Annotated in this window: 22 protein-coding genes; 17 read left to right on the forward strand and 5 right to left on the reverse strand. The window is 64.1% G+C overall.

All coding sequences use genetic code 11. The features are described 5' to 3' along the window. Positions 1 to 678 precede the first annotated feature (678 nt). From ACT7DK_RS09210 to ACT7DK_RS09280, 15 genes are all read left to right on the forward strand, one after another. Positions 679 to 2,235, forward strand: a complete 1,557-nt coding sequence (locus tag ACT7DK_RS09210) for a methyl-accepting chemotaxis protein (RefSeq protein ID WP_445398436.1) — start codon at positions 679 to 681, stop codon at positions 2,233 to 2,235. A gap of 239 nt (positions 2,236 to 2,474) precedes the next feature. Further along, entirely contained in the window at positions 2,475 to 3,407 is a 933-nt protein-coding gene (locus ACT7DK_RS09215; RefSeq protein ID WP_445398438.1) for an NAD-dependent epimerase/dehydratase family protein, read from the forward strand. A 237-nt stretch (positions 3,408 to 3,644) separates the two neighbouring features. After that, a complete protein-coding gene (locus ACT7DK_RS09220; RefSeq protein ID WP_445402314.1) occupies positions 3,645 to 4,112 on the forward strand; it encodes a DUF523 domain-containing protein in 468 nt (155 codons plus the stop codon). Between the two features lie 90 nt (positions 4,113 to 4,202). Next, positions 4,203 to 4,589 (forward strand): tautomerase family protein, encoded by a 387-nt coding sequence (locus ACT7DK_RS09225; protein ID WP_445398440.1) that lies wholly within the window; start codon positions 4,203 to 4,205, stop codon positions 4,587 to 4,589. A gap of 78 nt (positions 4,590 to 4,667) precedes the next feature. Next, the gene (locus ACT7DK_RS09230) at positions 4,668 to 5,066 is read left to right on the forward strand and encodes a GFA family protein (protein ID WP_445398442.1); all 399 of its coding nucleotides are present in this window, start codon (positions 4,668 to 4,670) and stop codon (positions 5,064 to 5,066) included. A 34-nt stretch (positions 5,067 to 5,100) separates the two neighbouring features. Beyond that, on the forward strand, positions 5,101 to 5,658 hold the full coding sequence (locus ACT7DK_RS09235; RefSeq protein WP_445398444.1) for a hypothetical protein: 558 nt from the start codon (positions 5,101 to 5,103) through the stop codon (positions 5,656 to 5,658). Between the two features lie 138 nt (positions 5,659 to 5,796). Then, entirely contained in the window at positions 5,797 to 6,129 is a 333-nt protein-coding gene (locus ACT7DK_RS09240) for an antibiotic biosynthesis monooxygenase family protein (RefSeq protein ID WP_445398446.1), read from the forward strand. A 129-nt stretch (positions 6,130 to 6,258) separates the two neighbouring features. Next, positions 6,259 to 7,038, forward strand: a complete 780-nt coding sequence (locus tag ACT7DK_RS09245) for a carbon-nitrogen hydrolase family protein (RefSeq protein ID WP_445398448.1) — start codon at positions 6,259 to 6,261, stop codon at positions 7,036 to 7,038. A 23-nt stretch (positions 7,039 to 7,061) separates the two neighbouring features. Then, the gene (locus ACT7DK_RS09250; protein ID WP_445398450.1) at positions 7,062 to 7,667 is read left to right on the forward strand and encodes a PepSY domain-containing protein; all 606 of its coding nucleotides are present in this window, start codon (positions 7,062 to 7,064) and stop codon (positions 7,665 to 7,667) included. Positions 7,668 to 7,831: 164 nt separating this feature from the next. Beyond that, on the forward strand, positions 7,832 to 8,218 hold the full coding sequence (locus ACT7DK_RS09255; RefSeq protein ID WP_445398452.1) for a DUF6152 family protein: 387 nt from the start codon (positions 7,832 to 7,834) through the stop codon (positions 8,216 to 8,218). A gap of 21 nt (positions 8,219 to 8,239) precedes the next feature. Beyond that, positions 8,240 to 8,725, forward strand: coding sequence for a hypothetical protein (locus ACT7DK_RS09260; RefSeq protein WP_445398454.1), 486 nt, complete (start codon positions 8,240 to 8,242; stop codon positions 8,723 to 8,725). A 385-nt stretch (positions 8,726 to 9,110) separates the two neighbouring features. Next, entirely contained in the window at positions 9,111 to 9,566 is a 456-nt protein-coding gene (locus tag ACT7DK_RS09265) for a hypothetical protein (RefSeq protein ID WP_445398455.1), read from the forward strand. Positions 9,567 to 9,704: 138 nt separating this feature from the next. Next, complete coding sequence (locus ACT7DK_RS09270) at positions 9,705 to 10,238, forward strand: GNAT family N-acetyltransferase (RefSeq protein ID WP_445398457.1); 534 nt, start codon at positions 9,705 to 9,707, stop codon at positions 10,236 to 10,238. Positions 10,239 to 10,484: 246 nt separating this feature from the next. Then, positions 10,485 to 10,958 (forward strand): hypothetical protein, encoded by a 474-nt coding sequence (locus ACT7DK_RS09275; RefSeq protein WP_445398459.1) that lies wholly within the window; start codon positions 10,485 to 10,487, stop codon positions 10,956 to 10,958. Positions 10,959 to 11,024: 66 nt separating this feature from the next. Continuing rightward, entirely contained in the window at positions 11,025 to 11,315 is a 291-nt protein-coding gene (locus ACT7DK_RS09280; RefSeq protein WP_445398461.1) for a hypothetical protein, read from the forward strand. 63 nt (positions 11,316 to 11,378) lie between these two features. Here the strand turns inward: ACT7DK_RS09280 and ACT7DK_RS09285 are convergent, their stop codons facing one another. Beyond that, complete coding sequence (locus tag ACT7DK_RS09285; protein ID WP_445398463.1) at positions 11,379 to 12,296, reverse strand: DMT family transporter; 918 nt, start codon at positions 12,294 to 12,296, stop codon at positions 11,379 to 11,381. Positions 12,297 to 12,470: 174 nt separating this feature from the next. On the opposite strand from ACT7DK_RS09285, the gene ACT7DK_RS09290 reads away from it, so the two are divergent. Then, on the forward strand, positions 12,471 to 13,340 hold the full coding sequence (locus ACT7DK_RS09290) for a helix-turn-helix domain-containing protein (RefSeq protein ID WP_445398465.1): 870 nt from the start codon (positions 12,471 to 12,473) through the stop codon (positions 13,338 to 13,340). Here ACT7DK_RS09290 and ACT7DK_RS09295 read toward each other — a convergent pair. The 4 genes from ACT7DK_RS09295 to ACT7DK_RS09310 all read right to left on the reverse strand — a co-directional run bounded on the left by ACT7DK_RS09295 (position 13,337) and on the right by ACT7DK_RS09310 (position 18,741). After that, positions 13,337 to 15,043 (reverse strand): diguanylate cyclase, encoded by a 1,707-nt coding sequence (locus ACT7DK_RS09295; RefSeq protein WP_445398467.1) that lies wholly within the window; start codon positions 15,041 to 15,043, stop codon positions 13,337 to 13,339. The two genes, ACT7DK_RS09290 and ACT7DK_RS09295, sit on opposite strands and share 4 nt — an antisense overlap. 107 nt (positions 15,044 to 15,150) lie before the next feature. Further along, on the reverse strand, positions 15,151 to 15,735 hold the full coding sequence (locus ACT7DK_RS09300; protein WP_445398469.1) for a PqiC family protein: 585 nt from the start codon (positions 15,733 to 15,735) through the stop codon (positions 15,151 to 15,153). Positions 15,736 to 15,737: 2 nt separating this feature from the next. Continuing rightward, positions 15,738 to 17,375: an intermembrane transport protein PqiB gene (gene pqiB / locus ACT7DK_RS09305; RefSeq protein WP_445398471.1), complete on the reverse strand. Its 1,638-nt coding sequence runs from the start codon at positions 17,373 to 17,375 to the stop codon at positions 15,738 to 15,740. Next, the gene (locus ACT7DK_RS09310; protein ID WP_445398473.1) at positions 17,368 to 18,741 is read right to left on the reverse strand and encodes a PqiA/YebS family transporter subunit; all 1,374 of its coding nucleotides are present in this window, start codon (positions 18,739 to 18,741) and stop codon (positions 17,368 to 17,370) included. Before ACT7DK_RS09310 ends, pqiB begins: the two co-directional genes overlap by 8 nt. 389 nt (positions 18,742 to 19,130) lie before the next feature. Here ACT7DK_RS09310 and ACT7DK_RS09315 point away from each other — a divergent pair, with 389 nt between their 5' ends. Then, positions 19,131 to 20,960, forward strand: coding sequence for a diguanylate cyclase domain-containing protein (locus ACT7DK_RS09315; RefSeq protein WP_445398475.1), 1,830 nt, complete (start codon positions 19,131 to 19,133; stop codon positions 20,958 to 20,960). The last annotated feature ends 68 nt before the right edge of the window (positions 20,961 to 21,028 follow it).

Here is a 21,028-nt window from a genome sequence, read left to right on the forward strand (position 1 = left end):
AATAAATTAAGTTATCATAAGCCATTCGCCGGCCTAAGGATAATGTGCTCTCACTTTGTACGGTTTGAGATGAATGTGAACATTATCAATCAGGTAGAATTGCATACAGGTTGTGGGATAGCTGCCTTCGCTACTGTTGCTGCTATAAAAAGTTACACTGAGGCACATCAATAGATGTTGGATAACCGGTGTTGTAAAGCGGGCCAGAAAGTAACAATCCCTCAAATGAAATTAGCTTTAAGAAAATGCTTTGGTTTAAGGGTTCAGGAAAAAATAAGTAACTTGAACGTCCTGAACGTCCTGAACGTCCTGAACGTCTTGAACGTAGAGGGCACTTATCTCTGTGATGTCCATTTCAATGGTGAAAATGGTACTCATCATTGGATCGTAATGCACAACAATAAATATTATGATCCATATTTAGGAAGTAGGATGCCGAGTGATAAAGTAAAACGTTGTATGTCAAGGACTTTGAGGCTGTGCAGCTAAAGAATATTTGAGAAGGAACTGGGCCTCACCCGCTGTCACGGACAGGTCCCGATAAACGACGATGCTTATCCCATCTGTTGCGGCAGGGTGGAAAATCGGCTGGGCATGCTCTTGCCCTGAGCTCTGTTTTGAATTATTTGGTAGTGAAATCATTGTTTAAGGTATGGTGGGTTTTAATATGGGGAATATATGTTAAACATTAAAAATCTGAGCGTGACCCTGAAGCTTTGCATCGGTTTTGGGTCGCTGTTGTTCTTTGTGCTCTTGTTGTCCCTGTTCGGGTTCTACGGGCTAAACAATAATGAAGCAACGCTGAATCGCATCAGTCAAATAGGCAACCTGTTCGACGAGATAGTGTTCACCCGTGAAGACAATTACCAGCAGGCACTGGCGGGTGACTATCATGCCGGCAAGTCGCACCATCAGCGCCGTCAAATCCTCCAGGATGCCATCAACCAGCTGCACTCCGACACCCAAACCGGCCGCTGGCCATCCGAGGACATGGCGGCGGTGGAAAAACTGAAAACGGATCTGGCGCGCTACCTGAAAGAGCGAGAGGCGGCGCGTACGCAGTCCGCCCTGCTGGCCGCCAACGAGTTGCTGTCCGATCTGCAGGACAACACCAACGAGCTGTATTACGCCGAGGAGGAGCGTGCCGCCGCCCAGGCCGAAAAAGTGCATTACCTGCTCGCTGGCATCACCCTGGTGATCCTGGCCATGGGCGGCGTGGTGACCCTGGTGATCAGCCGGCAGATCGTGCTGCCGTTGAAGCAGGCCGTCGATATTTCCCGGCGTATCGCCAAGGGCGATCTGGTGCTGGAGCAGCCGGACGGCAACCGCCGGGATGAATTGGGCGTACTGCTCGCTTCCCTGGCGGTAATGAACGGTAGTCTGCGCAATGTCGTTTCACAGATCGGCTCCGCGTCCTATGAACTCACCGCCTCGGCTTCCCAATTGACCTCGGTGACCGACCGTACCCAGGCAAGGATCAACGATCAGAAGAATGAAACCTATTTTATCGCCACGGCGATGGGGGAAATTGCCACCACGGTACAGGAGGTGGCACGCAACTCCGAGGATACGGCCACGGCCGCCAGGGGCGCGGCCGAAGAGGTCGTCAACGCCCAGGCATTGTCACAGCGGGCCATCGCCCAGATAGAGTCGCTCGCCTCGGAGATCACGAGCTCGGCCGACTTCATGAACCGGCTGCAGCAGGAATGCGGACGTATCGGCAGCATCCTCGACGTGATCAAGGAAGTCGCGGATCAAACCAACCTGCTGGCGCTTAATGCGGCCATCGAGGCGGCCCGCGCCGGCGAGGCCGGCCGGGGCTTTGCCGTGGTGGCGGACGAAGTGCGTCATCTGGCCCAGCGCACCCAGGTGTCGTCGAATGAAATCGGCAAGCTGGTGTCGGGACTCCAGGCCATTGCCGACGAAAGCACCCGTACCATGCAGGAGAGTGTGAAACATACCCAGGCTTCCGTCGCCGCCGTCCGCGATACGGGAGCCGCCCTGGCCGTGATCACCCGGCAGGTATCCGATATTCAGCAAATGAGCGAGCTGATCGCCACCGCTACCGAAGAGCAGGCCACGGTCACCGCCGAGAGCAATGAGCGGGTATCGACGGTGCGGCAGTCGGCCGAAGCCTCTGCCACCGCGAGTGCGGAAATTTCGTCTGCCAGCAGCCGGCTGGCGGGGCTGAGCCAGGAGCTGAACGGGTTGGTCAGGCATTTTAGCAACTACTGATGCCGCCCGGGCAGGGGGGATTGGCGGCACCGGTGCGGAACAGGCTGCCCCCTGCTGCAACCCGGGCACCATCCGGAGCGGCGGTGGAGCCGCTTGCCCGGGAGCAATTCGCCGGGGTCGGCACCCAGGGCTTGCCCTGAGTGGGTGCGGTGTGGCGCGGGGCCGGGTGGTGCGTCGTTCGCCGGTTAACGGGCGTCGGCCGGCCTGACGGTTAACTCTCGGAGGAGGTGATAAAGACAATGAATACGATACTCGGTGCCAACGGCGCCATCGCTCAAGCGCTGTCCCGGGTGCCTGCCCTGGGCTCTTCAGCTATTCGGCAGGTCAGCCGGCATCCTCGGAGGGTGAATCCGACAGACGAAACCGTGGTGGCGGATCTGATGGATGCCAAGGCCACCGCCCAGGCGGTGGCAGGCAGTGAGGTGGTCTACCTGGTCGCCGGCCTGAAATACGATACCTCCGTGTGGCGTGAGCAATGGCCTCGCCTGATGCGGAACGTGATTGACGCCTGCAGCCGCCATGGCGCTCGTCTCGTGTTCCTCGACAATGTCTATGCCTACGGACGCGTCGACGGGCCGATGACAGAGGAAACGCCGTTTAATCCAATCAGCAAAAAAGGGGAGGTCAGGGCAAGGATCGCCAGCATGCTGCTGGATGAAATGCGCAGTGGCAACCTGCAGGCACTGATCGCACGTTCCGCCGATTTCTATGGCCCCAATGTAGCGAACAGCTTCCCCCATAATACGGTGTTTTCACGGCTCAAAAATGGCAAGGCACCGCAGTGGATAGGCAATCCGCATAAGGTACACAGCTTCACCTACACGCCGGATATCGGCCCGGCGCTGGCCGTGCTGGGCGGGTCACCGGCAGCATATGGCCAAACCTGGCACCTCCCGACCACTAAGGAGCCGCTTACGGGAGCGGATTTCGTACGGCTGGCATGCGAGTCGGCGGGGCAGGCCTACCGGTTGCAAACCCTTCCCCGCTGGCTCCTCAAGTTCATGGCGGTCTTTATGCCGGTGCTTCGTGAAAACGAGGAGATGATGTACCAGTTTGATTCCGACTATCGTTTCGACAGCAGTAAGATTGAAACCGCCTATGGTTTGCAGGCAACGAGTTACCGCTGCGGGATCGATAACGCGGTGCGGGCGGTGATGCCACCGCCGGTGTAACTCGTGGGCCAAAGGCATGCCCCATATAAATAACTGTTCCTAATAGTGCTACATCGACCGGGCACTGCACGCAGACACGCCGTAAACCCGTCCCTGGGGGCTCCGCCGCGCCATCCTTGGCGCGAAGGGTCTGCTTAACAGCCCCCGCTCGCTGCCGGCAGTGATCTACTATTCGGAGCAGCTATTTATTCAATCGCGGGCACAACATGGGAGTTGAGTGCTGTGAATAAGGTATTGATGAGTGCCTGCCTCTTGGGAAAGCGGGTCCGATATGATGGCGGAAGCCTTTCCCTGACCGATGAGATAGTCGAGCGGTGGCGGTCTGAGGGAAGGGTCATTGCCGTCTGCCCCGAAGTCGAGGCGGGAATGACTATTCCCAGAAAGCCGGCGGAAATTCTCGCAGGCGATGGGGAAATGGTGTTGAACGGCGAAGCCGATGTTGTTGAAAAAGGGGGCGACAAGGTAACTGAGGCATTTTTGGCCGGTGCCTCTGTCGCCTTGGACCTGTGCAACCGCTTCAATATCAAAGTTGCCGTGCTGGCGGAATCCAGCCCCTCATGCGGCAGCTCGGTCATTTATGACGGGAGCTTTTCAGGTAGAAAGGTTCGCGGCATGGGGGTGACGGCAGCCTTGCTGCGCCGGCATGGCGTTCAGGTGTTTAACCAATATGAAATAGCGGATGCGAACAAGGCAATTCTCGCGTGAGCGGGGTCTTGCCTGTTGCTTTTCCCTTCGCCGTCTCCGGCTGCACCGCCCGGCCGGTTGTGGCGGCATGACACATTTTAAGGAGCCATCATGATTGTCGTTTACGGGATAAAGGAAAAACTGAATCCAATCAAGGCGGAGCTGTCGGACGTTATCCATGGCTGCATGCAAGCCGTGCTCGGCATGCCGGAAGACAAGCGCGCGCATCGGTTTGTGCCCTTGGAGAGGGAAGACTTCTATTACCCGGGCGGCCGTTCCGAAGCCTACACCGTGATCGAGATCAATCTGATGGCGGGCCGCAAGCCCGAGACCCAGAAGGCACTGATCAAGGCCCTGTTCCGGGAAATGGAAAGCCGGCTCTCATTGGCGCCGATCGATGTTGAAATCACCATCAAGGAGCAGGCGCCGTACCAGTGGGGATTCCGGGGCATGACGGGGGACGAGGCTCGCGACCTCAGCTACAGGGTCAAGGTATGACAAGGCAACGACATGTCGCCGGGCCGTGCTGCGGCCAGCCCGGACAGCGGCGTGATCCACACAAGCCAGGAGGAAAATATGAAAGGAAAATGTCTTTGCGGCGCGATAGAAGTGGTAGCGAATGACCACAACGAAGTGGGCCTGTGCCACTGCTCCCTGTGTCGGCGCTGGTCGGGCGGCCCCATGTTTGCCGTTCATTGCGGTACTGAGGTGGTGTTCAGCGGCGGCCAGCCGGCGAGGTACCGCTCGTCCGACTGGGCCGAACGCGGCTTCTGCCCCCACTGCGGAACCCACCTGTTCTATCATCTGCTGCCCAATGACGAATACATCCTGCCCGCCGGCCTGTTTCAGGATCAGGAATTCAGCCTGACCAATGAGATCTTTATCGACGAAAAACCGGCCTATTACGAGCTTAAAAATGACACCCGCAAGCTCACCGGGCAGCAGGTGTTCGAGCAATTCGCGGCCAAAGACTGATACAAACAAACTGATACAAACAAAGGGATAAAAAATGAGAAGAATAGGATCATACCTCGCCCTGGCGGTGCTGGCAGGGTGCGCCCAGCATGCGCCGCAAGAAACCACTTATACTCCCGCCGCCTGCCTGGGCAGCGCGGCACTGCCGGCGGCGGTTGCCGGTCAGTTCGACGCCATCGAGGATCCCGCGCTGCTCCAGCAGGCTTTGGGCGAGCCCGAGCAGGGAAAACTCTGCCAGGGGCAGGTTTACCGGAGCAAAGCCGACACCCGGGTGGAAATATTCCGGGCCTGGAACAGCACCAACCCCAACAGCCAGTACGGGCAATGGTGGGCCTTCGATCAGCCCAGCGGCCCGGTCGCGCAATACCGGGCCGATTACGAGATCTGCTACCAATGGTCTCCGCTGGATAAGCTGGCCAGCTGTACCCTCAAGGCCGGGACCAAGGTCGTGGTCGGCACCGGGCAAAGCGCGAAGTGCTCGGAGTACCTGAGCTACCCCGTGTCCGCAACCCAGCAGATCTTCATTGTGGATGCCGCCGATGCGGTTGCCGACTGCAGCATCAGTGATGGCATGCTGAGCTGGAATCCCTAGCGTCTTTTCCTGCGCTTATCTTGGACTGATTTTTCGGGACCGCATTAAGGACAAAGAAGGGCGATTGAAGAGGGAGCTATCCGAACAGGCCGGGCCAGGAGAAGTGGTCCGCCTGAGCCCTGTTGGAGCTGTATTGTCATGTTTATCGTTATCTACGAATTCGAGGTGAAGGAAGGGCGGGAACCGGCCTTTCGCGAGGCCTGGCTGGAGCTTACCCGGCTTATTTACCGGAGGGCCGGCAGCCTGGGCTCACGCCTGCATCACACCAATACTCCCGGGCTGATGCTGGGCTATGCCCAATGGCCAAGTCGCGAGCACTGGCGGCAGGCGGGCACCTTGAGCGACCCCGACGCCGCGCGGGCCCGGCAACGAATGGGGGGTTGCCTGCTGGGCTCCCGGGTGTTGCACGAGCTGGACGTGGCGGAGGACTTTCTGCAATCCCGGGCCTTCGCCGGCGGGGAAATGAAGTGACGGGGCATGAAGAAGAGTGAGCTGTCTCCCTGGCGTCGTCTATTCAGGAGAATAAGCCCGCGTTTGCGCCCGGCAAGGTCGTGCGGCGCATTAAACGTGATATACCAATAGCCCATTAACGGAGTCTGTGTGAATAACAGCACCCTCACTGTCGGCCTGGCTCAGATCCAGGCCGAGAAAGGCGATCTCGTCAACAATCTGAAGACCCACCTGGAGTTTATTGCGGCCTCTTCCCGGCTGGGGGCGGATCTGGTGGCGTTTCCCGAGCTTTCCCTCACCGGCTATGAGCTGGAGCTGGCGGCGGAACTGGCGTTGGAGGCGGGCTCATCCGTGTTGACCGAGCTGTCCCGGGCGGCAGTGCGGCACCGCATCGTGGTGGTGGCCGGCTGTCCGCTTAAAAACGGAGCGGGCAAACCCTTTATCGGTGCCGTGATCTGTTTTCCCAATGGGCGGGTAGAGTATTACGCCAAGCAGTATCTGCATCCGGGGGAGGATCAATATTGTGCTCCCGGTCATCGGAATTATCAGTTTCCGGTCAAGGGCCACCGGGTGGCCCTGGCCATTTGTGCCGACTTTGGCGAGGCCCGGCATGGGCAGGATGCCAAGGCCGCCGGGGCCGGGTTTTATCTGGCCAGCGCCCTGATCTCGGAACAGGGTTTTGCGGCGGACAGCCGGATGCTTTCCTGCCTTGCGGCCCAACTGGGGGTGCCGGTGCTGCTGTGCAATCATGCCGGCGTTACCGGCGGCTGGGCCGCCTGCGGCAACAGCGGCTTCTGGGATGGTGCCGGCAGGCCGGTGTTTGCGGCCCGGGGCGCAAACACCGGATTGGTGCTCTGTACCCTCGGCGAAGAGCCGCAGGCCGGCCGTTTTTATCCCATCCAGGCTGAACCGGCTCCCGCATGGGTTTAAAGGCCAACAAAAAAGTCCATTTTATGTCCATCAACACAAGAAAGCTCCACCGCCTGCTGGGGCTGGTGCTGCTGCTGCCGTTGTGCGGCTGGGCGCTCACCGGCGTGGTGTTCTTCATCAAACCGGGCTACCAGGGAGCCTATGAACAGCTGGCGATCAAAGCCCGCCCGCTGGCGGAAAGGGTGGAGATCCGTCCCGAGCCCCACTGGCGGCAGGTGCGGCTGGTCGGCACCGTGCTGGGCGCGCACCTGCTGGTCACCACCGAAGGGCCACCGCTGCATCTGCAGCCGGGCAGCCAGCAGCCCTTGCCGCCGCCGGACGAGGCGGGGCTGCGGCGGTTGCTGCAGGACGCGGTCTCGGTCAACCCGGCCCGCTACGGCGACATTGTGGCGCTCGAAGGCAACCGTGCCCGCACCAGCACCGGGGTGAGCCTCAGCCTGGACTGGAACACGCTCGGCTTGCGTCAGGAAGGGCGGGACACCCGGCTTATCAACGGCCTGTACCGGGTGCATTACCTGCAATGGTTGCCCTCGGCGGGGGCCAACCGGGTGCTGGGCCTGGCGGGCCTGGCGCTGCTGCTGGCCATGGCACTGGTGGGGCTCCGGCTTTGTTTTGGGTGGCGAGGGTAGGGCATCTGGCTTCAAGATGCTGTTCCGGGGCGCGTGAGCGGGGGCGGGCCTCGCGCCGGTTCCCCCGGCACCGATGGCGGTTTGCTGCCCTGGCACTTTGCCGGCACGTTACCGGTCTAATAAGGTTCGAAGACGAAACCGACCATCGACACGGAGGACTGGCAATGCATACGTTTTTCGAACGACGGACAGGGCTCGTGCTGCTTGCGCTGGTGGCGGGCGCTTTCCTGGCGCAGGGCGCCTGGGCGCACCATGGCTGGGGCTGGGCGACCGATGAGCAGTTCGAGATCACGGGCACCATCATCGAGGTACGGCTGGGCAACCCCCACGGCGAGGTGACGCTGGACGTGAACGGCGAACGCTGGGTGGTCGAAGTGGGGCAACCCTGGCGGAATAAACAGGCGGGACTGGCGGCGGAGCTGCTCGGCCTGGGGCAGGTGATCACCGCCCATGGTCATCGCTCCGCCAAGGCGGGCGAACGCCTGATGAAGGCCGAACGGGTGGTCATCGATGGCGAAAGCTACCTCCTCTACCCGGACCGGGCGTCCTGAGCCGCGGCCGGAGGCACCGAGGTGAGTGCAGACTGGCTGGTGGCGCTGGAGGCGACGGCGCTCGCCGGGGCGCTGCGCAACTCGGTCTGGGTGTATCCGCTGGTTAATGCGGCGCACATCCTGGGGGTGGCACTGCTGGTCGGCGCCATCGTCCCGCTCGATCTCCGGCTGCTCGGGGCCTGGCGCTCGGTAGCGCTGGCCCCGCTCTGGCGGGTGCTGACGCGCACCGCCGGCGCCGGCCTTGCCCTGGCCATCGTCTGCGGAAGCCTGCTGTTCATCACCCGGGCCACCGAGTATGCCGCCTCCGGCCTGTTCATCTCCAAGATGGCCGTGGTGGCCATGGGCACGGCGAATGCGTTGGCCTTGCGCTGGGTGCGGCCCGTGGATCCCGAGCGCATCTTGCCGGCGGGCGCCAAACCGCCGGGGCGGGTCCGGCTCGCCGGTGGCGTGTCACTGGCCGCCTGGCTGACGGCCCTGACCCTGGGGCGCCTCGTCGGCTACTTCTGAGCTGCCCGGGTACCTCAATTACCACGAGCGCCTGCAACGCCATCACATCCGCACTGGCCGGTTTATCTCCGGATTGTCCAAGCCGATGCCGCATCCGGTTGTGGTACGGGAAGGGGGATATCTCAGGATCCCTTGGTGCGGTTGTGCTCCCGCGCGGTGCCTTGTCGGTGAAGCACCATTAGGATCAGCCAGTTAAATAGCTGTTCCGAATAGTAGATCACTGTCGGCAACGACCTGGTTCCGCTAAGCAGACCCTCCGCGCCAGGGATGGCGCGGAGGAGCCCCTAGGGATGGGTTCACGGCGTGTCTGAGTGCGGGGCCCGGTCGATGTAGCACTATTAGGATCAGTTATTTAACTCAAGCATCAGGCATTAAAGGAATGACCATGCAATCAGATAAGAATCAGTTGTTAATCCTCGCTTCCTGCGCTAGTGGTTTGGCGGCACTGGCGCATTTGGGTTGTGTTGTTTTTGGTGGTGAGTGGTATCGCTTCTTTGGCGCAGGCGAACAGATGGCAATAATGTCGGAGCAGGGGCACTGGTATCCAGCCGTAGTCACCTCAGTCATGGTGATGGTATTGCTGCTCTGGTCATGTTACGGGCTGTCCGGAGCGGGCGTCATCAGGCGTTTGCCACTGCTGCGCGTGGGACTCTGTGTGATCACCGGCATTTATCTGCTCCGTGGCGTGGCTTTTATTGGCATCATGCCTATGTTCCCAGAAAACAGTCTGCTGTTCTGGCTGGTAAGCTCGGGTATTTGTTTAGGTGTCGGCATGCTCTATGCGGTGGGCACATATCAAGTCTGGCCGGCATTGGCTGGCAAAAACGTCGGGTACGGGTAATGGAAAGGGTAAAGCATCGTATATTTTGATTGTAAGTTCGGGGCTGGCTCCGAATAGTCGCAGCAGGGCCTTGGGGAAAGCTGCCAAGGATATCTCTACCACCTGGTGGTAGAGACGAAAATTGAATCAGAGAGCATCATGGAAAATAACCATATCAAGCTGTTGCCGCCGTCCCTCGAGCTGGTGCCCCAGGTGTTCGAGGCGGTAAAGGAAAGCGAGCAGGCGCTGGCAGAATTCCTGCCCTGGGTGAAATATGCCCTTACGGAGGAGGACTGCCGGGAAAGCATGCGGAAGGCCATCGCCAATTTCGAGGGCTTTAAGAGCGAGCTGCGCTTTTTTATCGTCGACCGGCGCGACGAACGGCTGCTGGGCGCCATCGGTCTGATTATTCGCGACAAGTCCGTACCCTTTTTCGAGCTGGGCTATTGGCTGCGTGACTCGGCCCAGGGCCGGGGCCATATGAGCGAGGCGGTAGCGCTGCTGGAGCAGTATGCCTTCGGCGAGCTCGGCGCCAACCGGCTGGAGATCCGATGTGCCGAATGCAACCGCAGGAGCCGGGCGGTGGCCGAGCGCGCCGGCTATGTCCTGGAAGCCACCCTGCGCCACGAACGGCGGCTGCCCTCCGGCCGGCTCGATCATACGGTCATCTACGGCAGGCTGCCCTCTCATTAACCCAGGATCAGCGGCACCGAAACGGCGCCGTGGGCCCGGGCTCCGCCGAGCGGCTCGTCCCGTTTTTGCCCGGCAACATCTTTGCCCGGCAATATAGAAAGGCGTGTTCTAGGATCAAATTGTTGTCACCATGGCTTGAAAACATCCGGAACCATGTGTTGTTCAACACGACGCTGATTTTTAGTCGCTGGGCTTGCCTATGCGGCTTCAATTCGCGGTACCAAGGTGTTTCTCGGAGGAGCAAGCATGAACAGTATCCGGCTGGGCCCTGCCGTCCTGGCGGCGGGCTTTCTGCTCGGCGGCTGCGGAGCGGAGGATAAGGGCATCGAGGATCTGGTGGCGAGCCACATGGTGGCCGAGGCGCTGCTGGCCGCCCATTTCGTGGCTGCCGCCGAGCAAGGGGGCATGGAGGCCGCCGCCATCAACGCGGTGTTGCAGGAGGTGGCCGCAAAGTCCGGTATCGATGAGTTCTGGATCACCGACTCGCAGGGCCATGCCTACCTGACCAACACGGGGGTGGATTTTACCTTCAGTCCCGATCCGGCGGTGCAGCCGCAGGCCTCGGTGTTCTGGCCGCTGCTGCAGGGCGCGGAGAACATCGTCATCCAGGAGGCCCGGGTGCGCGAGATCGACAACCAGAGCTTCAAGTACGTGGCCGTGTCGGGGGTCGACAAGCCGCGCATCGTGCAGGTCGGCGTCCGGGCCGATAACTTAAGGTAGCCGGGCCGGCGGGCGATGGCTCCCTCTGGCGGCCTTGTTTGCAACCACAGGCATAAGGAGAACATCATGAGCGAGAAAGAACTGTATCGGCAAAAGGTGCAGGCCAAGCTGGACGAATGGAAGGCGGATCTGGACCAGCTCAGGGCCCGGGCGTCCGCCGCCGGGGCCGACGCCAAGCTGGAGCTGAACGAGCAGATCCACCGGCTGGAGGCCAAGGTCAAGGAAGGGGAGAAAAAGCTGGCGGAGCTGGCGGATACCAGCGAAGACGCCTGGGATTCGGTCAAGCACGGCTTCGAATCCGCCTGGGAGGCACTCAAGGCCTCCTTCAAGGAGGCGGCCGACAAGTTCAAGAAGTAAGCCATGCCCCGGAAACCGGGGCATGGCCCGTTCTCAAGCCGCCGAGCCGTTCCCACTCAGCCGTTAGCCCTGCTTTACGGCGTGCGCCTGCACCGCCGCGGGCGCCAGCCGCCGCCGGGGCCGCCAGAACATCACCAGGTTGCCGACCAGGATCAGTCCCAGGCCCGCGAGTGCCGGGGCCGTCCAGCGGTAGCCTTCGAACAGGGTGGACAGCCCCAGGGCCACCAGCGGAAACAGCAGGGTGGTGTAGGCGGCGGGGCCGGGGCCGATGCGGCCCACCAGGGCGAAGTAGGCGCCAAAGCCCACCACCGAGCCGATGATGGCGAGGTAGAAGAGGGCGCCAAGGTAGCGGGGCGAGCCATCCAGCACCAGCGGCTGGCCGCTCGCCAGCACGATCAGCAGCATGGCCAGGGCGCCGTAGCCCATGGCGTAGGCGTTGGTGGACAACAGATCCAGCCCCTTCTTCTGGTGGCGCAGGCTCAGCATGTTGCCGAGGGAGAAGCCGTAGGTGCCGAGCAGGGCCAGGCCCAGGCCGAGCAGCACCCCGGGGTTGAAGCCGTCCCGGTGGATGTCGGGCCAGAACAGGCACAGCATGCCAAGCCCCCCCAGGGCGCCGGCACCGAGCAGGCGGCGGGTGATCGGCTGGCGGAAGAAGATCACCCCGTTCAGGGCGTTGAACAGCACCGCCATGGAAAACACCACGGCGTTCAGGCCGCTGCTGATATGGCCGGTGGCGGTGTAGAAACAGTAGAAGTTCAGGCAGAACACGCACAACCCCTGCAGGGCGCAGAACAGGTGATCCCGCCAGGCCAGGCGATGCAGCCGGCGGCAGAGGGCAAGCACCAGCAGCAGGGTGAGGGCGGCCAGGGCGAAACGGTAGAAGATGGAAACGGTCACCGGCACCTCGCCCAGCTGGAAGGCGATGGCCACCCAGGTGGTGCCCCAGATCAGCACGGTCAGCAGGTAAAGCATCAGGTTCATGGCGGTCCTCCTCGTGGAAAGACACCATCATGCCGCCGGCCGCGGCCGCGGGCGCCCGGATTCTTGCGGCGGCCTTGCAGATTCTTGCGCTTTTTTGCCGGGCCGGACCGCCGCCGGCTTGGCCCGGCCGCGTCGCCGCTGTACCATCGAACAGCATCGCCCGAGAGGAAACCCATGCCGCCCCGCTATCACGTTCATCACTGCCTGAGCCAGCACAAGGCCCAACTCAAGGACACCGTCGACCTCGACGACGGCATCGCCCTGGCGCACTGGCACAACGACGACGACTTCATCGAGCTGGAGCGGGCCGAGCACCACACCCTCAGCCTCTACGTGGCCGACGGCTACGAGTCCTACCGCAAAACCGGCGGCGGCTGGCGCAACGGCGGGGCGCCGGATCGCTTCTGCCTGATGCCGGGTCTGCACGAGTCCACCTGGGATATCCGCGGGCCGCTGGAATTCGTACACCTCTACTTTACCGATGCCCATCTGCGCACCCTGGCCGAGCAGGTGTGGGACAAATCCCCCGCCGGCCTGTTGCTGGAAGAGCGTACCTTCGCCCAGGACGACAGCGTCAAGGCGCTCTATCGCCAGTTCCTGCTGGCCTGCGACTGGCGGGACAACAGCGAGCGGCTGGCGCTCAGCAGCGCCGTCACCCTGCTGCTCACCCATCTGCTCAAGGGCTATACCCAGTACCGCTGGCAGGCGCCGGCGGTCAGGGGCGGCCTGGCGCCGGTCCAGCTGCGGCGGGTAAAGGACTATATCGAGGCCCACCTGGACCAGCCCCTGCCGCTGCGGGTGCTGGCCGGGGTGGCCTGCCTCAGCGAATACCACTTCGCCCGCATGTTCCGCCAGTCCGAGGGGCTGCCGCCGCACCAGTACGTGCTGACCCGGCGCCTGCTGCGGGCCGAGCAGTTGCTGCGCCACAGCGCCTTGCCGCTCACCGAGGTCGCCCTGGCCTGCGGCTTCAGCTCCGCCAGCCACCTGGCCAACCGCTTCCGCCAGAGCCGGGGGCTGGCGCCCTCCGCGCTGCGCGGCGGCTAGGGCAGGGGGCCGCGCGCGATCCGCACCCGATCGCGGCCCTCGGCCTTGGCCCGGTACAGGGCTTCATCGGCGCGGCGCACTATCTGCTCCCAGCCCAGGCCCGGGCCGCCGGCCACCCCTATGCTGGCGCTGATCCTGAGGATGTGCGCTTCCCCCAGCCGGACCCTGTGGTGGCGGATGGCCCGGCGCAGGCGGCGGGCCAGCAGGGCCGCCTCGCTCAGGCGGTAGCCCTCGATCAACACCGCGAACTCCTCGCCGCCGTAGCGGCCCAGGTGATCGTCCTGGCGCAGCTGGGCACGCATCAGCTCGGCCAGCTCGCGCAGTACCTGATCGCCGGCCGGATGGCCGTGGCCGTCGTTGATCGACTTGAAGTGATCGATGTCGAGCAGGATCAGGTGGGGGCAGTCCTGGCGCCGGGGGCTGGCCGCCGCCCGCTCGCCCAGCTCGTCGAGGGCACGGCGGTTGAGCAGGCCGGTCAGGCCGTCGGTCAGGGCCAGTTGCTCCAGCTCCCGGGTGAGCCGACCCCGTTCCCTCAGCCGCTCCGAGACCATTTCCATGGCATTGAACAGCCGCCTGACCTCGCCGGCTTCGCCGGGCCGCGGACGGGGCACGGCGGGCGCGCCGTCGGCCAGGGTCACCACGGCGTCGGCCGCCCGCAGCAGGGGGCCGAACAGCCGGCGCTGTACCGCCAGCACCAGGCCCGCCAGCAGGCAGAGCGAGAGCAGGGTGGTCAGTCCCAGCGCGGCCAGGGCCTGCAGCGCCCTGTGCTCCCGCTGCTCGTACTCCCGTACCGTCAGCGCCAGCAGCCGCTCGCGCAGTGCCTCCAGCGGTTTCATGGTGGCCACGTAGCGGTCGGTGAAGACCACGGCGTCGAACGAGTAGCCTCCGGAGGCGGGCGCCTCCGCCAGCAGGCGGTCGATCAGGCCGAGCCCGTCGCCGAAGTAGCGCGCTTCCGCCTGCCTGCGCAATTGGCGGAACTCGGCATCGAGTGGCAGGGCCTCGGCGCTCGGCCGGAGCAGCGCCCAGAGTTCGAGCAGGCGGCCGCGGGTGATCTGGCCCTGGATGCGATTACGCAGCGGAATGGGCTCATTCGCCGCCAGGGGGGCGATCAGGTAGGAGCCGAGGCGGCCGGCGTACTCGCGCAGGTTGCCCAGCATCATGGCCTTGAACAGGGGGGCGGTCAGCTCCTTGTCCCGGCGCATCAGCCCGGTGGCCTGCCACTGGATCAGCCGGAAGTAGCTGTCCCAGGCCGCGAACATGGCCTCGATGGCGGCCTGGAGATCCTCATGGCGGCGGGTGCCGGCGGCCTGGGCCGCCACCCCGTCCACCGCCCGGCGCCCGGCATCGAGCCGGTCGTGCACCGCCGCCAGCAGCTCGGGAGGAAAGGCGTCCCGCTCCAGCCGGTGCAGTCGGTCGTCCGTCTGCCGGCGCAGCTGCGCGAGCCATGCCCGGGCCCGGGGCCGCTGCGCCGCGTCGGCGCTCATCAGGGCGTTGGCCGGCCCGCGCTCGGCGGAGATCAGGTTGGCGGCCTCGAAGACGGTGGCGAACAGGCGGATGTCCCGGGCGCTCTGGCGGGCCTGGAGGAAGTCGTCGACGGAATGGTAGAGGGTGGTACCCGCCAGTATGGCGGTGCACAGGGCCGCCACCAGGGCCATGCACCAGAGTTTCCATTTCAGGCTGTGTTGTATCGCGTGATCCGGCATCTTGATTCGGGTTTGAATGCGAGGAATGGACTCGGCACCCGCCGAGCCGGCCCGGAGCGGGTCCGGGCCGGCTCGGCGGCTCAGGGCGCGTCGGCCAGCTCGGCGGCTCAGGGCGCGTCGGCCAGCTCCGTCGCCAATTGATCGGCCACCTGCTCCCAGGCGGCGCCCAGGGCGCGCACCAGGGCGGAGTAACCGTCGTCGGCCAGGGGCTGCTCGGCGCTGAAGGCGGCCTGGGCCAGCAGGCGGCCGTTGCCATCCAGCAGTTGCCACTGGCCCTCGGCCAGGGCAACGCCGTCGTAGCGACCCTGGAAACGGCTTACCTGTACCCGCAGATCGCGTACCGGGACGCCGTCCAGCAGCGGCTGGCCGCGGCTCACCACCTGGGCTTGGGGCAGGGCGTGGCCGAGCCGCTGCTGCAGTCCCCGCTGCAACTGGCCGGCGATGTCCTCGGCCCAGAGGTGCCGGCGCGCCTGGTACACCTCGATGTCGTTCAACTGCATGACGATGCCCTCGCTGTCCAGGTGGCCGGCCAGCCGTACCGGCGCTACCTGGATGGCCAGGCGGCGCTCGTAGTGGCGCTCCGGCACCGAACTCGGCAGCAGGTAGCTGGCGCTGTCGGGCTGGCTGCCGGCGCAGCCGGCCAGGCCGAGCAGGGCGGCCAGCAGCAGGGCTGGCAGGGCTGGGGTGCTCATTCTCATCTCGGGGCCCTCGGTTGTGGGTCTTCGGTCAGTTCCTTGTCAAAGATCAGGGCGTTGGGCTGATCGTTCAGGGTGCGCACCACCGGCTGCAGCTCGCGCATCAGCTTCTCCAGCCGGGAGAGGGTCTGGGTCAACTCGTCGTAACCCTGGGAGTCGGGGGCAAAGCCCTGCAGGGTGTCGCGCAGCTGGCGCAGGGTGGCGTTGGCGTTTTCCGGCAACTGGCCGGTGGCCGGATCGGCCAGCAGCGCATCCACCGAGGCGGCGATGCCGTTCACCTTCTCCATGGTCTGGCGGGTGGCCGCCAGGGTGTCGTTGAGGGTGCCGAGGAGCGGCTCCACTTCCAGGTTGTTCAGCTTGTCCAGCAGGTTGGACACCTTCTGCTCGATCTGGGCGAAGCTGCCGGAGGTGGTGGGGAACACCGGCCGCTCCACGAAGGTCATGCGCTGGAAGGGCACCACGTCCTTATGGAAGTTGAGATCCACGAACAGGGCGCCGGTCAGCAGGTTGCCGGCCTTGAGCGAGGCACGCAGGCCGTTGTGGAACATCCGCTCCAGGCGTTGGTACCACTGCTCGGTGTCGATCTCCTGCTGCTCCTCGTCGAAGCGCCGGGGCTCGATGCGGATCAGCACCGGAATGGCGAAGCGGCTGAGGGAGTCGGGCTGGGGCGCGCTGAAGTGCCAGGGCACGCTGACCACGGTGCCGATGCGCACGCCGCGGTATTCCACCGGGGCGCCGGGGCTCAGGCCCCGCACGGTGTCGTCGACCAGCAGCACGTATTCCAGGTACTGGTCGTAGCTGCCTTCGGAGGCGCTGTCTTCGTCGGGGAAGAGCACATAGCTGGCGCCCGGCTTGGCGGGACGGCCCATGGAGGCGTTCTCCGGCACCCCGAAGCTGACGCCGCCGCCCACCAGGGATTCGAGCGATGCCACATTGACCCTGAAACCCTGGGAGTCCAGGCGCACATCCACCCCCGAGGTGCTCCAGAACCGGGTGGTGCTGGTCACCAGCACCTCGTAGGGCGACTGGATGTAGAGCTGGTGGTGCATTTCCCGCTCCTCGGGATCGAAATGGCTGTCTTCCACCCGGCCCACGGTGTAGCCCTGGTAGCTGACGGGATCGCCGGTGCTGATGGCATTGCCCACCTGGCTCACCAGGTTGATGCGCAGGCCAGGGGCGTCGGGCGAGGCCACCGGCGGCTGCTCCAGCACGGTGAAGCTGCGCTGGGATTTGTCGCCGTTGCCCGGCAGCAGCTGGATATAGGCCCCCGAGAGCACGGTGCCCAGGCCGCTGATGCCCTCCCGGCCGATGCGCGGCTTGACCACCCAGAAGCGGGTCTCGTTGTTGAGCATGGCTTCGGCCTCGGGACTCATGCGGGCAGTAATTTCCGCATGGGCCAGATCGTCCGACAGGCTCACCCGCTCCACCCGGCCCACTTCCACGTTGCGGGTCTTGATCAGGGTCTTGCCCGCTTCGATGCCTTCGGCATTGTCCATGATCAGGGTGATGGAAGGCCCCAGCTTGCTGAGGTTGTCGTAGATCATCCAGGCGCCGATCAGCACGGCCACCAGGGGCACTATCCAGATGGGCGAGAGGGATCTTTGGGTCCGGCGTTCGGCACGCTGGCTGTCAGGCATGGTTGGATTCCTTGGAAGCGTTGGCATGGCCGGCGTTTGGCCGGCCGGAGTACGGTTCGATCGCGGTGCCGGCCCAGATGGCTCTGGGGTCGAACACCATGGCGGCCAGCATGGTCAGCACCACCACGGCGGCGAAGGCCAGGGCGGCGGGACCGGGCTCGATGGACATCAGGGAGCCGCTGCGGATCAGCGCCACCAGTATGGCCACCACGAAGACGTCCACCATCGACCAGCGGCCGACGAACTCGGTCACCCGGTAGAGGCGGATCCGGGTCAGGCGGTCGAGGGCATCCGGGCGGCGGCTGACCACGTAACAGAGCCACAGCAGCGCCAGCATCTTGCTCACCGGCACCAGCACGCTGGCGGTGAAGATGATGAAGGCGATGGGCCAGTCGCCGTGCTGAATAAACAACAGTACCCCGCCCATGATGGTGGACGGCAGGCTGCTGCCGAGCGAGGTGGTGATCATGATGGGATAGAGGTTGGCCGGCAGGTACATGATGAGCGAGGCGGCCAGCAGCGCCAGGGTGGCCTGGTTGCGCACCCCCCGGTAGGGGTGCAGCGGCTCGTCGCAGCGCAGGCAGCGGCCCTTGCCGGCCTGCGGCAGGCGGTTGACCAGGCCGCAGGTATGGCAGCCCACCAGTCCCTGCTCGGCGGCGGTGAGGCCGGTGCGGCTGCCTTCCGGCGCCATCGGCTCCCGGTCGAGGGAAAACCACAGCCAGTCGCTGTCGATGGACTGGGTGGTGAACAGCAGCAGCAGGGCGTAGGCGCAGAAGGTCCAGAACGACAGCCCCAGCTCGATCTGGGCCATGCCCATCACCTTGATCAGGCTCACCAGGGTGCCGATCACGAAGACGTCGGCCATCATCCAGGGGGTGACGTGGCGCAGGGTGCGGGCTATCTGCCGGCTCCGCGGCAGCGGCCGGCGCAGCAGTATGCCCAGGCACAGCCAGGCCACGCAGCACAGGTACACCGCCGGCAGCACGATGACGGTGAGCAGGACGCACAGGGCCACCAGCGGCTGGTGCAGGCCGATCAGGGTGGAGGCGGTGCTGGTCAGCTCTATCCGGTTGCCGATGCCGCTGAGGTCGAAGCCGACGAAGGGAAAGGCGATCGACAGCCCCAGGGTGAACAGGGTGGCCAGGCTGAGCGCCAGGCTGCGCTCGGCCGGGTTGGCATGGCGGCGCACCAGGGTGTGGCCGCAGCGCGGGCACTCGGCCTTTTCCCCCGCCTTCAGGGGCGGCAGCGACACCAGCAGATCACACTCGTGGCAGGCGCGCAGGCGCCGGCGGGACACGGAATGGCGCCGGTGCTGGCGGGAGCCGGCCGCCGCCACGGATAACGGCGTGGAGCTATGTTCGGGCAAGGTAAGGTTGAACCTCCGGAATACCGACTGCGAGTGGTTGATATTACGACAATTTTACCTGTTTGATAAAGCAGAACCGATGCGCCGGCCCGGCAGCGCGGCGGATGGCCACCGGCTCAGCCGGGGACGGGGATACCGCCGCCATCGAGACGGCAGCGAGCCGGGGAAAAAAGGAGACACCTGCCGAGGATATTATCTTGAGTTCCGGTGGTTACCGAGTGATTCCATCCTTTTTGTTTGAAAGCCGAGCTGTCGACTTGACGGACGTTAACAAATGGTGAAAATAGCGGCGATACGCCACCCTCGTCGCACCACGCAGTTGGTGCCAAGTGAGCCATTTTAATCCGGGTTGGCGCCCGTGCCCTTTATTACCTTGTGGAGTGATCAGGTTGCAGCTTCCCCGACAACCCGACGATGAAGTCAGGCGGCTGCAGCTGCTGAAGGATCTCGCCATCTTGGATACCGGGCCGGAGGAAGGCTTCGACGCCCTGACCCGGCTGGCGGCGGAGATCAGCGGCTGCCGCATCGCCCTGGTCACCCTGGTGGACGAGGCGCGGCAGTGGTTCAAGTCCAGCCAGGGGCTGGACGTCAGGCAGACCCCGCGGGAGCTCAGCTTCTGCGGCCATACCATATTGCAGCGCCAGCCCATGGTGGTGCCGGACGCCTGCCGGGATCCGCGTTTTGCCCAGAACCCCCTGCTCGAGCAACCGGGCTTCCGCTTCTATGCCGGCGTTCCCCTGATCGTGCACGCCGGCACCAGCGCCGTCGGTACCCTCTGCGTGGCCGATCCGCAGCCCCGGCCCGAGGGGTTGAGCGAGCTGCAGCTGCTGCAGCTGGCCACTCTGGCCGAGCTGGTGTGCGAGCGGTTGCGCAGTCGTCTGGTCATCCGTCGCCTGCGGGAGTCGGAGCGGGCGCGTAACCGTCAGTCCCAGTTGCTGGAGGCCATCAAGCGGGCGTCCGGCATCGGCTTCGCCCTGCTGGACCAGGGCGGCACCATCGTCGAGCTCAACGAAAAAGTCGCCAGCATCCTGGAGCAGGGCGCCGAGGCGCTCAAGGGCACGGATCCCCTGGCCCTGACCCTGCCCGCCGCCAGGGCGGGGGTGGCCCGGATGATCACCAGTTGCCTGGCCCAGGGCGTGAGGGTCAACGGCGACTGGCCGTTGCTGGACAAACAGGGGGCGCTGCGCATCGCCGGGGTCAATGCCGAGCGGCTGTGGCTGGATGAACAGCCTTACCTGTTCTGCGTGATCACCGACAAGACCCAGGAACGGCTCGAAGAGACCCTGCGGGATACCCAGGCCCGTACCCTGCGTGAGGTGACCCTGGAGAACTCCCTGTCCGAGATACTGGCTTCCATCGGCAATGCCATCCTCTATCACCGGCCGGGGGCCCGGGTGCTGATCAGCCACCTCACCGCCGACAGCCTGGATATCGAATACCTGTCCCAGCCGGAGCTGGCCGGGCTCGGGGTGCCGTCGCTCGCGGGCACCCGGCCGGTTTTTTACGACGGTGAGCAGGCCCCCTTTGCGACGGAGCTGGCCGGGGGCGCCTGCTGGCGCTTTCCGGTGCTGAGCGAGGACCGGCTGCGGATCCTGGGCGATCTGTGGATACTGCCGCGGCAGCCCACGCGGCCCGGCTCTTCCGAGTTCGTGTTTTTGGAGGGGCTGGCGCGGGTGGCGGGCTTTGCCATGGAGCGGCAGGATCAGTGGAAGGCCCTGCGTGAACGGGCCGAGTATGATGCCCTGACCGGCCTGGTCAACCGCACCCTGCTGGTGGAGCAGCTGGCCCAGGCCTTGTACGACGCCGCCGAACACCGGCACCAGCTGGCGCTGCTGTTCATCGATCTCGACGATTTCAAGCGGGTGAACGACAGCCACGGCCACCATGCAGGCGACAAGGTGCTGACCTGCCTGGCGGAGCGGATGAGCGAGACCCTGCGCAAGACCGATACCATCGCCCGCCTGGGAGGCGACGAGTTCGTGGTGGTGCTGCCCAAGGTGGATCTGACCACCGCCCAGCGGGTGGCACAGAAGCTGCTGGAGGTCTTGTGCCAGCCCATCCAGTGGGAGGAGCGGCTCCTGCCGGTCAGCCTGAGCATAGGACTGATCCTGTCGCGGCCGGGAGAGCTGGACGAGCAGGGCCTGATCCAGCGGGCCGATGCCGCCATGTATCAGGCCAAGCAGGCGGGCAAGAAGCAGGTGGTGTTGCTGCCGGCCTGAATAGTGTGTTTTCTCTTGAGTCCCTTCCTCCCGCCGGTGAGCGGACTTTTCATCCCGCCAAAGATTCG

This window comes from Zobellella sp. An-6 (assembly GCF_052487945.1).

Bases quoted from the DNA above. Each gene is read 5' to 3' on its own strand.
- ACT7DK_RS09210 (WP_445398436.1), top strand. From the start codon at position 679: ATGTTAAACATTAAAAATCTGAGCGTGACCCTGAAGCTTTGCATCGGT.
- ACT7DK_RS09215 (WP_445398438.1), top strand. From the start codon at position 2,475: ATGAATACGATACTCGGTGCCAACGGCGCCATCGCTCAAGCGCTGTCC.
- ACT7DK_RS09220 (WP_445402314.1), top strand. From the start codon at position 3,645: ATGAGTGCCTGCCTCTTGGGAAAGCGGGTCCGATATGATGGCGGAAGC.
- ACT7DK_RS09225 (WP_445398440.1), top strand. From the start codon at position 4,203: ATGATTGTCGTTTACGGGATAAAGGAAAAACTGAATCCAATCAAGGCG.
- ACT7DK_RS09230 (WP_445398442.1), top strand. From the start codon at position 4,668: ATGAAAGGAAAATGTCTTTGCGGCGCGATAGAAGTGGTAGCGAATGAC.
- ACT7DK_RS09235 (WP_445398444.1), top strand. From the start codon at position 5,101: ATGAGAAGAATAGGATCATACCTCGCCCTGGCGGTGCTGGCAGGGTGC.
- ACT7DK_RS09240 (WP_445398446.1), top strand. From the start codon at position 5,797: ATGTTTATCGTTATCTACGAATTCGAGGTGAAGGAAGGGCGGGAACCG.
- ACT7DK_RS09250 (WP_445398450.1), top strand. From the start codon at position 7,062: ATGTCCATCAACACAAGAAAGCTCCACCGCCTGCTGGGGCTGGTGCTG.
- ACT7DK_RS09255 (WP_445398452.1), top strand. From the start codon at position 7,832: ATGCATACGTTTTTCGAACGACGGACAGGGCTCGTGCTGCTTGCGCTG.
- ACT7DK_RS09265 (WP_445398455.1), top strand. From the start codon at position 9,111: ATGCAATCAGATAAGAATCAGTTGTTAATCCTCGCTTCCTGCGCTAGT.
- ACT7DK_RS09270 (WP_445398457.1), top strand. From the start codon at position 9,705: ATGGAAAATAACCATATCAAGCTGTTGCCGCCGTCCCTCGAGCTGGTG.
- ACT7DK_RS09275 (WP_445398459.1), top strand. From the start codon at position 10,485: ATGAACAGTATCCGGCTGGGCCCTGCCGTCCTGGCGGCGGGCTTTCTG.
- ACT7DK_RS09280 (WP_445398461.1), top strand. From the start codon at position 11,025: ATGAGCGAGAAAGAACTGTATCGGCAAAAGGTGCAGGCCAAGCTGGAC.
- ACT7DK_RS09285 (WP_445398463.1), bottom strand. From the start codon at position 12,296: ATGAACCTGATGCTTTACCTGCTGACCGTGCTGATCTGGGGCACCACC.
- ACT7DK_RS09290 (WP_445398465.1), top strand. From the start codon at position 12,471: ATGCCGCCCCGCTATCACGTTCATCACTGCCTGAGCCAGCACAAGGCC.
- ACT7DK_RS09295 (WP_445398467.1), bottom strand. From the start codon at position 15,043: ATGCCGGATCACGCGATACAACACAGCCTGAAATGGAAACTCTGGTGC.
- ACT7DK_RS09300 (WP_445398469.1), bottom strand. From the start codon at position 15,735: ATGAGCACCCCAGCCCTGCCAGCCCTGCTGCTGGCCGCCCTGCTCGGC.
- pqiB (WP_445398471.1), bottom strand. From the start codon at position 17,375: ATGCCTGACAGCCAGCGTGCCGAACGCCGGACCCAAAGATCCCTCTCG.